The following is a 13,630-nucleotide window of genomic DNA, read 5'->3' as shown; positions in this document are numbered from 1 at the left end:
ACGGCCCGCATCACGCGGCGTACGGCCTCCCACCCCCACAACCCCACTACTTCGAGGGACTGAGACACAGACGTGGCTGTCGACATCACCACCGACCTCAACAAGGTCCGCAACATCGGCATCATGGCGCACATCGACGCCGGCAAGACCACCACCACCGAGCGCATCCTGTTCTACACGGGCATCACCTACAAGATCGGTGAGGTCCACGACGGCGGCGCCACGATGGACTGGATGGAGCAGGAGCAGGAGCGCGGCATCACCATCACGTCCGCCGCGACGACCTGCTGGTGGAAGGACCACCAGATCAACATCATCGACACCCCCGGGCACGTGGACTTCACCGCCGAGGTCGAGCGCTCGCTGCGCGTCCTCGACGGCGCCGTCGCGGTCTTCGACGGTGTCGCCGGTGTCGAGCCCCAGACGATGACGGTGTGGCGCCAGGCCAACAAGTACTCCGTCCCCCGCATGTGCTTCGTCAACAAGCTCGACCGCACCGGCGCCGACTTCTTCAAGTGCGTCGACATGATGGTCGACCGCCTCAACTCCACCCCGCTCGTGCTCCAGCTGCCGATCGGCGCCGAGGGTGACTTCATCGGTGTCATCGATCTGGTCGGCATGCGTGCCCTGGTCTGGCGCGGCGAGACCACGATGGGTGAGGACTACGAGGTCGAGGAGATCCCCGCCGACCTCGTCGAGCAGGCCGCGGAATACCGCGTGAAGCTCCTCGAGACGCTGGCCGAGGCCGACGACGCGATCATGGAGAAGTACCTCGAGGAGGGCGAGTTCACCGTCGCCGAGCTCGACGCCGCGATCCGCCGCGCCACCCTCGCCGACAAGCTCAACCCGGTCCTGTGCGGCACCGCGTTCAAGAACAAGGGAATCCAGCCCCTGCTCGACGCCGTCGTCAAGTACCTGCCCTCGCCGCTCGACATCGACGCGATCATCGGCCACTCGGTCAAGGACGAGAGCGTCGAGATCAGGCGTCTGCCGTCCGACGACGAGCCCTTCTCGGGTCTGGCCTACAAGATCGCCACCGACCCGCACCTCGGCAAGCTGATCTACGTCCGCGTCTACTCCGGCAAGCTCGAGGCCGGCGCGACCGTGGTCAACTCGGTCAACGGTCGCAAGGAGCGGATCGGCAAGGTCTACCAGATGCACGCCAACAAGCGTGAGGAGATCGCGTCGGTCGGCGCCGGTCAGATCGTGGCCGTCATGGGGCTCAAGGACACCAAGACCGGACACACCCTGTCCGATCCGCAGAACCAGGTGATCCTCGAGTCGATGACGTTCCCGGCCCCGGTGATCGAGGTCGCGATCGAGCCCAAGACGAAGAGTGACCAGGAGAAGCTCGGCACCGCGATCCAGCGCCTCTCCGACGAGGACCCGACCTTCACGGTGAAGGCCGACGAAGAGACCGGCCAGACCATCATCGCCGGCATGGGCGAGCTGCACCTGGAGATCCTCGTCGACCGGATGAAGCGCGAGTTCCGCGTCGAGGCGACCGTCGGCAAGCCGCAGGTGGCCTACCGCGAGACCATCCGCAACCTGGTCGAGAAGCACTCCTACACCCACAAGAAGCAGACCGGTGGTTCGGGTCAGTTCGCCAAGGTTGTCATCAGCCTCGGTCCCAACATCGACCCCGAGACCGGCACTGGCGCTGGTTATGAGTTCGTCAACAACGTGTCCGGTGGTCGCATCCCCAAGGAATACATCCCGTCGGTCGACGCCGGTGGCCAGGACGCCATGGAGTTCGGCGTGCTCGCCGGCTACCCCATGGTCGACGTGAAGTTCTCCCTCGAGGACGGCGCCTACCACGATGTCGACTCGTCCGAGCTCGCGTTCAAGATCGCCGGCAACCAGGCCTTCAAGGAGGCCGCGCGTCGGGCCAAGCCGGTGCTGCTCGAGCCGATGTTCGCCGTCGAGGTGATCACGCCGGAGAGCTTCCTCGGCACGGTCATCGGTGACATCAACTCGCGCCGCGGCCAGATCCACAACCAGGAGGAGCGTCACGGTGACATGGTCGTGAGCGCCCTTGTGCCTCTCTCCGAGATGTTCGGGTACGTTGGCGACCTGAGGTCGAAGACCTCCGGCCAGGCGTCGTACTCCATGGAGTTCGACTCGTACGCCGAGGTTCCCACGAACATCGCCGAGGAGATCGTCAAGAAGGTCCGCGGCGAGTAAGTCGCCCGGGCCCCCTCGGCCCCCGCACCACCCCGCTACACACCCATGAGTTCAAGTACAAACCCAACCAGGAGGAGCCCCAGTGGCTAAGGCGAAGTTCGAGCGGACCAAGCCGCACGTCAACATCGGCACCATCGGTCACATCGACCACGGCAAGACGACGCTGACCGCGGCGATCACCAAGGTGTTGCACGACAAGTACCCGACTCTGAACGAGGCTTCGGCCTTCGACCAGATCGACAAGGCTCCCGAGGAGCGCCAGCGCGGCATCACGATCTCGATCGCGCACGTCGAGTACCAGACCGAGGCGCGCCACTACGCGCACGTCGACTGCCCGGGTCACGCGGACTACATCAAGAACATGATCACCGGTGCCGCTCAGATGGACGGCGCGATCCTCGTGGTCGCCGCCACCGACGGCCCGATGCCGCAGACGCGTGAGCACGTGCTGCTCGCCCGCCAGGTCGGCGTGCCGGCCCTGGTCGTGGCGCTCAACAAGTGCGACATGGTCGACGACGAGGAGCTCATCGAGCTCGTCGAGATGGAGGTGCGCGAGCTCCTCTCCGAGTACGAGTTCGACGGCGATGACATCCCCGTCATCCGCGTTGCTGCCTTCCCGGCCCTCCAGGGTGACGAGAAGTGGGGCGAGTCGATCATCGAGCTCATGGCTGCGGTGGACGAGTCCATCCCGACCCCCGAGCGCGAGACCGACAAGCCGTTCCTCATGCCCGTCGAGGACGTCTTCACGATCACCGGTCGTGGCACCGTCATCACCGGTCGCATCGAGCGCGGCATCGTCAAGGTCAACGAGGAGGTCGAGATCATCGGCATCCGCGAGGTCGCTCAGAAGAGCGTCGTGACCGGTGTCGAGATGTTCCGCAAGCTGCTCGACGAGGGCCAGGCGGGCGAGAACGTCGGTCTGCTCCTCCGTGGCACCAAGCGCGAGGACATCGAGCGCGGCATGGTCGTCATCAAGCCGGGCACCACGACGCCTCACACGAACTTCGAGGCCTCGGTCTACATCCTCAGCAAGGACGAGGGCGGCCGTCACACGCCGTTCTTCAACAACTACCGTCCGCAGTTCTACTTCCGTACGACTGACGTGACCGGTGTTGTGACCCTGCCCGAGGGCACCGAGATGGTCATGCCGGGTGACAACACCGAGATGTCGGTCGAGCTCATCCAGCCCATCGCCATGGACGAGGGCCTCCGGTTCGCGATCCGTGAGGGTGGCCGTACGGTCGGCGCCGGCCGCGTCGTCAAGATCACCAAGTGATCACCGCCGGTCACTGACCGGCACCCGCACCATCCGAGACCCCGTCTCCCGCAAGGGAGGCGGGGTCTCGTGCGTCCGAGGTGTCAGGCGGCGTGCAGCCGCGTGAGGAGCCCGGCGTCTTCGAGGAGCCGCTCGACCCGTACACGCTCGAAGTCCCGGTCGGCGCCGGGCGGGAGGTCGGCCAGGCCGTGGCTGAGCTCGAGGGTGTCGGCCGCCTCGGCGAGCACGCCGTCGTACGCCCGGCGGATGCCCTCCCACTTGGCGAAGCGCACGCCCTCCCGGCCGAATGCGTCACGCAGCCGACGGACGTCGGCACCGACCTGCTCGATGGGCCGGTTGCGCGGCACCAGCGGCGCGGGGCGGGGGCTCGCCAGCCGCACCAGGAAGGCTCCGAGGCGAAGCTGCCAGGGCCACCAGCCGGCCCAGAAGCCGAGCGCGCCGGCCAGCACGACCTGGACACCTGCCCAGGCCAGCAACAACGGACCGTAGTCCTGGAGCCAGCTCCACATGCCTCCACGCTACGCCGCGACACGCTCCGCGGCGAGAGGCTGCTGGGACCAGGTTCCGATCCGGCCGTCAGCCGAGCAGCGCCTCCACGGCACCCCGGAACACCGAGGTGTGGGCGTCGACGTCCGCCTCGGTGTGGAAGGGCGAGAACAGCGACATGTTGTGGAACGGCGCGAGCAGCACGCCGCGGTTGACGGTCCAGAGGTGGAAGAACGCGTCGAGCTCCTCGTCGACAGCTGCGGCGGCCTCGGCGCCGGCCCGCGGCGGCGGGCAGAACCAGTACTCCGCCCGGCAGCCCAGCCGCTGCACGTGCCACGGCAGGCCGTGCTCGGAGATCACGCCCTGGATGCCGGTGGTGAACGACTCGGCGAGCGGGATCGCGACGTCGAAGTCCTCCTGGCGCAGGGCCGAGGACAGCGTCGCGCGCACCGCGGCCATCGCCAGCGCCGATCCCGACAGCGTGCCACCGACCCCGGCGACGTCGATGTCGTGGCCGAGCATCGGTCCCTCCAGCTGCGCGGCCACCTCGGCGCTCATGCCGTACGCCGCGACCGGGATCCCGCCGCCGATCGGCTTGCCGATGACCACGAAGTCGGGCTCGAGGTCCCACGCAGCGGTGGCCCCACCGGGGCCGGCGCAGATCGTGTGGGTCTCGTCGTTGACGAGCAGGACGCCGTGCCGGCGGGTGATCTCCCGGACCCCGGCGAGGTAGCCCTCGTCGGGCAGCACGATCCCGATGTTGGTCAGCGCCGGCTCCATCAGCAGGCACGCGACGTCGCCCTCGGCCAGGCGTACGTCGAGCGCGTCGAGGTCGTTGAAGGGGACCACCGCGGTGGTGACGGAGACGTCGACCTGCGGACCGAGCGCGCCGGGGCGGGCCACGACCCGGTCGCCCGCACGGCCGTGCTCGAGCACGCCGAGCGTCTCGTCGACGGTGCCGTGGTAGCACCAGTCCATCACCGCGATGCGCGGGCGCCCAGTGAGGTGGCGCGCGAATCGCAGCACGAACCGGTTGGCGTCGGTCGCGGTCATCGCCATCTGCCAGCGGGGGAGGCCGAACCGGCGGCTGAGCTCGGCGGCGACCCAGGTGGCGTCGGTCGACGGGAGCATCGTCGTGATGCCGCGCTCGGTGCGCTCGCGTACGGCGTCGGCGACCGCGGGCAGGCAGTGCCCGGTCATCGACCCGGTGTCGCCCAGGCACAGGTCGACGTAGTCGATGCCGTCGACGTCGGTGAACCGTCCGCCCGAGGCCGACTCCACGAAGAGCGGGAAGGAGCCCGGCCACCGCGTCATCCACGGCATCGGCACGCCCGCGAGCAGGTGCTCGCCGGCAGCCAAGGCGAGGTGCGCGGAGGTCGGGTGCAGGTCGACGAACCGCTGCTCCTCCTCGGCGTGGAGCGCGGCCAGCCGGGTGCGGTCGACCTCCGTCGTCGTCACAGCGCGCTGCCGACGTACTTGGTCTCGAGGTACTCCTCGATGCCCTCGAACCCGCCCTCGCGGCCGAAGCCCGAGTGCTTCACGCCGCCGAAGGGCGCCGCCGGGTTGGACACGATCCCGGTGTTGACCCCGACCATGCCGAACTCCAGCGCCTCGCTGACCCGCAGCACGCGGGCGTGACCGCGGGAGAAGACGTACGCGACCAGGCCGTACTCGGTGTCGTTGGCGCGTGCGATCGCCTCGGCCTCGCTGTCGAACGTGATGATCGGCGCGACCGGTCCGAAGATCTCCTCGCGGAAGACCCGCGCCGTCTCGGGTACGTCGACCAGCACCGTCGGCGGGTAGAAGTGGCCGGGCCCCTCGGGGACCGTCCCGCCGACCAGGGCCGTCGCGCCGGCGGAGACCGCGTCCTCGACGAGCTCGTGGACGCCGGCCCGGGCCTTCTCGGTGATGAGCGGCCCGACGTCGACGCCGTCGTGCGTGCCGTCGCCCACGGTGAGCGCGCCCATCCGCTCGGCGAATCGCGCGGCGAACTCCTCGGCGACCGAGGAGTGGACGAGGAACCGGTTGGCGGAGGTGCAGGCCTCACCGATGTTGCGCATCTTGGCGAGCATCGCGCCGTCGACGGCGGCGTCGAGGTCCGCGTCGCCGAAGACGATGAAGGGGGCGTTGCCACCGAGCTCCATCGAGACCCGCAGCAGCTGCTCGGAGGCCTGGGCCACGAGCACCTTGCCGACCGCGGTCGAGCCGGTGAAGGTCAGCTTGCGCAGCCGGGCATCGCGGATGATCGGCTCGCACACCCCGCCGGAGTCGGTGGTGGTGACGACGTTGAGCACTCCCGGCGGGAGTCCGACCTCCTCCATCAGCGCGGCCAGCGCGAGCATCGTCAGCGGCGTCTCGTGGGCCGGCTTCACCACCATCGTGCACCCGGCCGCGATGGCGGGCCCGATCTTGCGGGTGCCCATCGCGAGGGGGAAGTTCCAGGGCGTGATCATCAGCGTGGGGCCGACGGGGGCCTTCATCGTGATCAACCGGGAGCTGCCGGCCGGGGCGGCGGCGTAGCGGCCGTGGATGCGTACGGCCTCCTCGGAGAACCAGCGGAAGAACTCGGCGCCGTAGCCCACCTCGCCCTTCGCCTCGGCGAGGGTCTTGCCCATCTCGAGCGTCATCAGCCGGGCGAAGTCGTCGGCCCGCTCGGTGAGCAGCTCGAAGGCGCTCCGCAGGATCTCCCCGCGTACGCGCGGCTCGGTGGCGGCCCACTCCTTCTGCGCCCCCGCTGCGGCGGCCAGGGCGCGCTCGCCGTCGGCGGGAGTGCCGTCGGCGATGCGCGTGAGCACCTCGTCGTTGGCCGGGTTGGTCACCTCGAAGGTCGCGCCGCCTGAGGCGTCGACCCACTCGCCCTTGATGAGGAGCTGTCGGGGGACGGTGTCGATCAGGTCTGCCATGTCAGCACCCTTTCACTGGCTGGCGGCGGCCGCCTCGTCGAAGGCGGCCTCGAAGACGTCGAGGCCCTCCGACAGGAGGCGGTCGTCGATGGAGAGCGGGGGCAGGAAGCGGAAGACGTTGCCGAAGGTTCCGCAGGTGAGCGTCACCAGGCCCTGCGAGGAACAGGCCCGGTGGACGGCACCGGCGAGGGCCGCGTCCGGCGTACGACCGGGGCCGTCGCTGACGAGCTCGAGCGCCAGCATCGCCCCGCGTCCGCGGATGTCGCCGACCCGGTCGGGGTGCCGCTCCGCGATCGCGCGCAGTCGCGGGACGAAGATCGCCTCGATCTCGCGGGCCCGGGCCGGGAGGTCGGAGGCCTCCATGGTGTCGATGGCGGCAAGAGCGGCCGCGCACGCCACCGGGTTGCCGCCGTACGTGCCGCCTAGCCCGCCGGCGTGGACGGAGTCCATCACGTCCGCGCGCCCCGTCACGGCGGCGAGCGGCAGCCCGCCGGCCATGCCCTTGGCGGTGGTGACGAGGTCGGGCACGACGCCCTCGTGGTCGCTGGCGAACCAGTCACCGGTGCGCGCGAAGCCGGTCTGGATCTCGTCGGCGATGAAGAGGATGCCCTGCTCGCGGCACCACGCGGCCACGCGTGCCAGCCAGCCCGGCGGCGGCACGATGAAGCCGCCCTCGCCCTGGATCGGCTCGATCAGGACGGCCGCGCAGTTGTCCTCGCCGACCTGGGCGTGGACGGTGTTCACGAACGCCTCGAAGGCCTCGTCGGCGCACGCCTCGGCGCCGCCCGGCCAGCGATAGGGGTACGCCATCGGGGCGCGGTAGATCTCGCCCGCGAACGGGCCGAAGCCGTGCTTGTAGGGCATGTTCTTCGCGGTGAGCGCCATCGTGAGGTTCGTCCGCCCGTGGTAGGCGTGGTCGAAGACGACGATGGCGTCGCGGCCGGTGTGGTGGCGCGCCACCTTGACCGCGTTCTCCACCGCCTCGGCCCCGGAGTTGAAGAGCGCCGAGCGCTTCTCATGGTCGCCCGGCGTGAGTTCGGCGAGCTTCTCGCAGACCTCGATGTACTCCTCGTAGGGCGTGACCATGAAGCAGGTGTGGGTGAAGTCGGCGACCTGGCGCTGCACCGCCTCCACCACCTTGGGCGAGGCGTTGCCGACAGTGGTCACCGCGATGCCCGAGCCGAAGTCGATCAGCTGGTTGCCGTCGACGTCGCGGAGGATGCCGCCCCCGGCCTGCTCGACGTACACCGGCAGCGTGGTGCCGATGCCGGCCGAGACGCTCGCGACCTTGCGGGCCTGCAGCGCCTGCGAGCGCGGCCCGGGGATCTCGGTCGCGAGGATGCGTTCCTGGGAGAGTGTCACTTTTCCTCCATTCCCCACGGGGATCCGTACCCCTCGGGCTTCGGTGCGGCGAGCAGGTCGAGGAAGGGCTTCGGCGGCAGCGCCTCGGGGCCGAGCACGCCGCTGCCCGACCAGGTGCCGTTGGCGAGCAGCTCGAGGGCGACGACGGGGTTGATGGCGGTCTGCCACACCACGCACTGGGCGCCGTAGTCGCGCATCGAGTCGGCATTGTCGACCACGTGGTAGAGGTACGTCGAGCGCGGCGCGCCGTCCTTGCCGGTGCCGGTGACCCACAGCCCGGCGCACGTCTTGCCCTCCATCCGCGGCCCGATGGTCGCCGGGTCGGGCAGGCACGCGGCGACAACGTCGCGGGGCGAGACCTGCACGCCCTTGACGGTGACCGGCTCGGTCGAGTCGAGGCCCAGCGTGTGGAGGGTCTTGAGGATCGTGATCATCTCCTCGCCCAGGCCGTACTTGAACGTCACCCGGTCGGCCTCGACCCAGCGGGGCATGAGGAGCACCTCCTCGTGCTCGACGTGCACGCACTCGACCGGCCCGATGCCGTCGGGGAAGTCGAACACCTCCGGCTCGGAGAACGGCGGCAGCGTGAAGAACCCCTTCTCCAGGTCGCCGCCGCCCCGCTCGCGCTCCCACACCACGGGCGGGTTGAGGCACTCCTCGATGATCGTCCACATCGAGAAGCCCGGGGCGAACACCTCGTTGCCGTCGTCGTCGCGGATGACGAGGTTGGCGCCGTCGCGCGTGCCGAGCTCGTCGATGTGGTCGAACAGCTCGTCGGCGGCGTACCGCGCGAACACGTCGGAGAGGCCCGGCTCGACGCCGATCCCGAGCAGGGCCAGGCGACCCGCCGCCTCCCACTCACCGGCCCGGGCGAACTGCTCGTCGCCCAGCTTGACGCCGACCTGCTCGTACGGTGCGTCGGGGTGGCGCACCGACAGGCTCATCGCCATGTCGAGGTAGTGGGCGTCGGCGGCCAGCGCGCCGGTGAAGATCGGCATCACGAACCGCGGGTCGACGGCATTGAAGACGTGCGTGGCGCGCACCTCGCGGGCGAGCGCGGCCACGGCGTCGGCGTCGGAGGCGTCGACCTGCGCGGCGCTGAACCGCTCCTCGCCCGTACGCCGTCCGCGAGCGGCGGCGGCCGTACGCTCGGCGCGCTCCGGGTCATAGTCGGCGACCACCCACGCCTCGAAGAAGTCGCGTTCGACCGCGATCCGGGCCGCTGCGTCGCCGACGCCTCCGGCCCCGACCATCAGCACCCGCATCGGCTGTGGCATGTCACTCCTTGATCTTGGACGCCCGGACCGAGCTCACGAGCTGAGCGCCGACGACGAGCAGGACGGCGAGCACGAACATCGAGAAGCCGATGACGTTGGCCTCGGCAGGGATGCCGCGGCGGGAGGCGACGTACACGAACTTGGGGAACGTGCTCTCGTTGCCGGAGACGAAGTTGGTGATGATGAAGTCGTCGAAGGACAGCGAGAACGCGAGCATCGCGGCCCCCGCGATGCCGGGCAGGATCAGCGGGAAGGTGACCTTCCAGAAGGTCTGCATCGGGCTGGCGTAGAGGTCCTGCGCCGCCTCCTCGATCCGGGGGTCGAGGGACTGGATCCGGGCCTTGACCGTCACGACCACGAAGCTCAGGCAGAACATGATGTGGGCGAAGACGATCGTGGTGAAGCCCAGGCTGAGCCCGATGTTGGAGAAGCCCTGCACGAAGATCGTCAGCAGCGCGGCACCCATCACGATCTCGGGCGTCGCCATCGGCACGAAGATCAGCACATTGCTGGCCGCCTTGCCGCGGAAGCGGTAGCGCACCATCGCCAGCGCCATGAGGGTGCCGAGCACCGTCGCGACGAGCGTGGAGATCGCGCCGACCTGCAGCGACGTCACCAGCGAGCCGCAGACGCCGGCCACACCGCACGGGTCCTGCCAGTGCTCCCAGGTGAAGCCCTGCCACACGATGTTGGTCTTGCCGTGGTCGTTGAACGAGAAGGCGAAGGTGTAGGCCACCGGCAGGAAGAGGTAGAGCAGCACCAGGATCGCGGACAGCATCGCGAAGTGGTTGGCCAGCCAGACCTGCGCGCGCTTGGGTGCCGAGGGCCGATAGGGGGTCGTCGTCGTGGTGGTCATCTCACACCAGCTCCTCGGTGCCGAAGCGGCGGACGTAGAGGAAGACCATGACGAGGATCGCCGCCATGAGCGTGAACGACAGCGAGGCGGCGACCGGGTAGCCGCCCGGGACGGCGAGGAACTGGTCGTTGATGACGTTGCCGACCATCTTCCCGCGTTGGGGGCCGAGCAGCTCCATGTTGACGAAGTCACCTGCTGCCGGGATGAACGTGAGCAACGTCCCGGCGAGCACGCCGGGCATCGACATCGGCAGGGTCACGGTGCGGAACGTGGTGAAGCCGTTGGCGTACAGGTCGCCGCCGGCCTCGATCACGCGCGGATCGGCGCGTTCGAGCGAGGCATAGATCGGCAGCACCATGAACGGCAGGAAGTTGTAGGTGAGGCCCGCGACCACGGCGAGCGGCGTGTTGATGATGTTGCCGCCGGGCAGCAGGTGCAGGAAGTTGAGGGTGCCGGCGACCCACCCCTCGTCAGCGAGGATCTGCGACCACGCGAACGTGCGCAGGATGAACGAGGTGAAGAACGGCGCGACTACGCAGATCATCATCAGGTTGCGCCACTTGCCCGCCTTGAACGCCATGGCGTAGGCCAGCGGGTACGCCACGACGAACGCCAGCAGCGTGGCGAGACCGGCGTAGAGGAACGAGCGCGCGAAGTGTGGCGCGTAGTCCGTCAGCGCGCTGGCGTAGTTCTCGAAGTTGACGTCGCGGTAGTAGTAGCCCGGGAAGCCGGGGTAGCGGCTCTGCAGGCTGACCGCCGCGAGCTGCACGAGCGGCAGGACGAAGAAGACGCCGAGCCACAGCGCGCCCGGGAGCAGCAGGAGGTACGCCGTCCAGCTGCGCTTCGTCGGCGCCGGCACCGGCCCGGACGGATCGAAGTCCGGGTCCCCCCCGGCCACGTGGGCGAGTGCGCTCATGTCTCGTCCACGGGGACCCCGAAGGCGTGGCCGGGGTTCCAGGTCAGCCACACCTCGTCCCCGGGCCGCAGATCGAGCGGCTCGACGTCGAGGTTCTGCTCGTAGCAGCTCCACGTGGTGCCGCTGGGCATGTCGACGAGGTAGCTGGTGGCGACGCCGAGGAACGACACGTCGCGCACGACGCCCTTGACGTCGTTGCCTGCTCCGTCCGGCTGCGAGCGCGAGACGGTCACCTTCTCGGGACGTACGCCGAACAGCACCTCGCCCTCGAGCACCTGGGAGCGGGACTTGAGGATCTTCACCGGTGTGCCGAGGACGTCCGCGACGATGTGGTCGCCGTCGGTGTCCTTGATGGTGCCGACGCCGGTGTTGGCCTGGCCGAGGAAGTTCGCGACGAACCGGGTGAGCGGCAGGTCGTAGAGCGCGGCCGGTGCGCCGAGCTGCTCGATGTGGCCCTTGTTCATCACCGCGACGGTGTCGGCCATGGTCATGGCCTCCTCCTGGTCGTGGGTGACGTGGATGAAGGTGAGGCCGACCTCGGTCTGGATGCGCTTGAGCTCGACCTGCATCTCGCGGCGCAGCTTGAGGTCGAGGGCGCCGAGCGGCTCGTCGAGCAGCAGCACCTCCGGGTGGTTGACCAGGGCGCGGGCCAGGGCGACGCGCTGCTGCTGGCCGCCCGAGAGCTGCGCCGGCTTGCGGCCGGCGAACTGCGTCATCTGCACCAGCTCGAGGGCCTCGTCGGTGCGCGTCGCGGCGTCCTTGTCCTTGCGGCGCTTGGGACCGAACGAGACGTTGTCCTTGATCGTCAGGTGCGGGAACAGCGCGTACGACTGGAACACCGTGTTGACCGGGCGCTCGTAGGGTCGCGAGCCGGTCAGGTCGGTGTCACCGATCATCACCCGGCCGGCCGTGGGCTGCTCGAGCCCCGCGATCATCCGCAGCGTGGTGGTCTTGCCGCACCCCGAGGGGCCGAGCAGGGCGAAGAACGAGCCGCGGGGGACGTGCAGGTCGATGTCGTCGACGGCAGTGAAGTCGCCGAAGGCCTTCGTCACGCTCTCGAGCTGCAGGTCGCCGCTGGCTTCTCTGAATCCGGCCATGTCAGTTCCCCATCACCTTCGAGGACCAGAGGTCGGCGAACTCGATGTCCTCGTCCGCGTCGAGGACGCGGAACGCCTGGATGTTGTTCTCCTCGATGTAGTCGGCGGTCGGGAAGATGAACGGGCTCTCGGCCAGGTCGGGGTCGATCTTCTCCATCTCGGCCTGCGCGCCGTCGACGGGACAGACGTAGTTGACCCAGGCGGCGACCTGCGCGGCGACCGCCGGGTCGTAGTAGTAGTCCATCAGCTGCTGGGCGTTGGAGCGGTGCGTCGAGGTGATCGGCACCATCATGTTGTCCGACCAGAGCGTGCCGCCGGACTCGGGGATGGTGAAGGTCCAGTTGGGGTCCTCGGTGTCGTAGGCGAGGACGAAGATGTCGCCGCTCCACGTGATGCCGGCGACGGCGTTGCCGCTGGTGAGGTCCTCCATGTAGGAGTTGCCCTTCACCTTGCGGATGTAGCCGTCCTCGATCTTCTGCTCGATGAAGTCCAGCGCGCTCTCGAACTCCGCCCGACCCCAGTCGCTGTCGATGTCGACGCCCTGGGACTGCATGACGAGGCCGGCGGTGTCCCGGAACTCCGAGAGCACCACGATCCTGCCCTTGAGGTCGTCGGCCCAGAGGTCGTCGAGCGACTTGAGCTCGCGGCCGACCTTCTCCTTGTTGTAGCCGATGCCGGCGAAGCCGCTCTGCCAGGTGATCGAGTGCTGGCGGCCGGGGTCGAAGGAGACGTCCTTCAGCGGCTGGAGCAGGTTGTTGACGACGTTGGGCATCTGGATCAGCTCGAGCGGCTGGCAGAGCTGGTCGCGGATCACGCGCGCGGCCATCCAGTCGGTCAGCGTGAAGATGTCGCGGTCGATGCTCTGGCCGGCGCGGAGCTGCGGTCCGACCTTGGCGTAGTAGGAGTCGTTGTCGTCGACATCCTCGCTGTAGCTGACCTCGATCCCGCTCTGCTGCATGAAGGCGTCGAGCGTCGGGGACTTCGTCTCCTTGCCGTTCATGTCGAGGTAGGCCGTCCAGTTGGCCCACTTGAGGATCTTCTCGGAGTCCGACACGTCGGTCGGCAGCTTGAGTGCCGCAGGGCCTCCGGTCGGCGGAGAGGGCGGCGCGCACCCCGTCAGCGCAAGACCGGCGCTGGCGGCGACGCCGGTGCCGAGCAGGGCCCGGCGGCTGAGGCCACCGGAGGCGCCGACGACGGCCGCAGCCTCGGGGGAGAGGTGTCGCCGTGACCGGCGTGGGATGGGTGTCATCTGTGGAAGTCCTCCGTCGGCCCC

At 69.0% G+C, this 13,630-nt stretch carries 11 protein-coding genes; 2 read left to right on the top strand and 9 right to left on the bottom strand.

The window, feature by feature from the left end:
* Positions 1 to 72: 72 nt before the first annotated feature.
* Positions 73 to 2,184, top strand: coding sequence for an elongation factor G (gene fusA, locus EUA94_RS08020; RefSeq protein ID WP_129426349.1), 2,112 nt, complete (start codon positions 73 to 75; stop codon positions 2,182 to 2,184).
* An 82-nt stretch (positions 2,185 to 2,266) separates the two neighbouring features.
* A complete protein-coding gene (gene tuf / locus EUA94_RS08015) occupies positions 2,267 to 3,460 on the top strand; it encodes an elongation factor Tu (RefSeq protein ID WP_129426348.1) in 1,194 nt (397 codons plus the stop codon).
* A gap of 83 nt (positions 3,461 to 3,543) precedes the next feature.
* On the opposite strand, the gene EUA94_RS08010 is transcribed toward tuf, so the two are convergent.
* The 9 genes from EUA94_RS08010 to EUA94_RS07970 form a co-directional block, all read right to left on the bottom strand.
* A complete protein-coding gene (locus EUA94_RS08010; protein ID WP_129426347.1) occupies positions 3,544 to 3,969 on the bottom strand; it encodes a hypothetical protein in 426 nt (141 codons plus the stop codon).
* A 67-nt stretch (positions 3,970 to 4,036) separates the two neighbouring features.
* Positions 4,037 to 5,404: an aspartate aminotransferase family protein gene (locus EUA94_RS08005; RefSeq protein WP_129426346.1), complete on the bottom strand. Its 1,368-nt coding sequence runs from the start codon at positions 5,402 to 5,404 to the stop codon at positions 4,037 to 4,039.
* On the bottom strand, positions 5,401 to 6,849 hold the full coding sequence (locus tag EUA94_RS08000; RefSeq protein ID WP_129426345.1) for an NAD-dependent succinate-semialdehyde dehydrogenase: 1,449 nt from the start codon (positions 6,847 to 6,849) through the stop codon (positions 5,401 to 5,403). Before EUA94_RS08000 ends, EUA94_RS08005 begins: the two co-directional genes overlap by 4 nt.
* Positions 6,850 to 6,861: 12 nt before the next feature.
* Entirely contained in the window at positions 6,862 to 8,211 is a 1,350-nt protein-coding gene (gene gabT / locus EUA94_RS07995) for a 4-aminobutyrate--2-oxoglutarate transaminase (protein ID WP_242494731.1), read from the bottom strand.
* On the bottom strand, positions 8,208 to 9,488 hold the full coding sequence (locus EUA94_RS07990) for a saccharopine dehydrogenase family protein (protein ID WP_242494730.1): 1,281 nt from the start codon (positions 9,486 to 9,488) through the stop codon (positions 8,208 to 8,210). The genes gabT and EUA94_RS07990 overlap by 4 nt, the downstream gene beginning before the upstream one ends.
* Position 9,489: 1 nt before the next feature.
* Complete coding sequence (locus tag EUA94_RS07985; protein ID WP_129426344.1) at positions 9,490 to 10,344, bottom strand: ABC transporter permease; 855 nt, start codon at positions 10,342 to 10,344, stop codon at positions 9,490 to 9,492.
* A gap of 1 nt (position 10,345) precedes the next feature.
* Positions 10,346 to 11,260, bottom strand: coding sequence for an ABC transporter permease (locus EUA94_RS07980; protein WP_129426343.1), 915 nt, complete (start codon positions 11,258 to 11,260; stop codon positions 10,346 to 10,348).
* The gene (locus tag EUA94_RS07975) at positions 11,257 to 12,357 is read right to left on the bottom strand and encodes an ABC transporter ATP-binding protein (protein WP_129426342.1); all 1,101 of its coding nucleotides are present in this window, start codon (positions 12,355 to 12,357) and stop codon (positions 11,257 to 11,259) included. The genes EUA94_RS07980 and EUA94_RS07975 overlap by 4 nt, the downstream gene beginning before the upstream one ends.
* 1 nt (position 12,358) lies before the next feature.
* Complete coding sequence (locus EUA94_RS07970) at positions 12,359 to 13,606, bottom strand: ABC transporter substrate-binding protein (protein ID WP_129426341.1); 1,248 nt, start codon at positions 13,604 to 13,606, stop codon at positions 12,359 to 12,361.
* Positions 13,607 to 13,630: the final 24 nt, after the last annotated feature.

It is taken from the genome of Nocardioides zhouii, from assembly GCF_004137345.1.
Taxonomy (GTDB): Bacteria; Actinomycetota; Actinomycetes; order Propionibacteriales; family Nocardioidaceae; genus Nocardioides; species Nocardioides zhouii.
This window is presented reverse-complemented; position numbering and strand designations above follow the sequence as displayed.

Bases quoted from the DNA above. Each gene is read 5' to 3' on its own strand.
- EUA94_RS08010 (WP_129426347.1), bottom strand. From the start codon at position 3,969: ATGTGGAGCTGGCTCCAGGACTACGGTCCGTTGTTGCTGGCCTGGGCA.
- EUA94_RS08000 (WP_129426345.1), bottom strand. From the start codon at position 6,849: ATGGCAGACCTGATCGACACCGTCCCCCGACAGCTCCTCATCAAGGGC.
- EUA94_RS07990 (WP_242494730.1), bottom strand. From the start codon at position 9,488: ATGCCACAGCCGATGCGGGTGCTGATGGTCGGGGCCGGAGGCGTCGGC.
- EUA94_RS07985 (WP_129426344.1), bottom strand. From the start codon at position 10,344: ATGACCACCACGACGACGACCCCCTATCGGCCCTCGGCACCCAAGCGC.
- EUA94_RS07980 (WP_129426343.1), bottom strand. From the start codon at position 11,260: ATGAGCGCACTCGCCCACGTGGCCGGGGGGGACCCGGACTTCGATCCG.
- EUA94_RS07975 (WP_129426342.1), bottom strand. From the start codon at position 12,357: ATGGCCGGATTCAGAGAAGCCAGCGGCGACCTGCAGCTCGAGAGCGTG.
- EUA94_RS07970 (WP_129426341.1), bottom strand. From the start codon at position 13,606: ATGACACCCATCCCACGCCGGTCACGGCGACACCTCTCCCCCGAGGCT.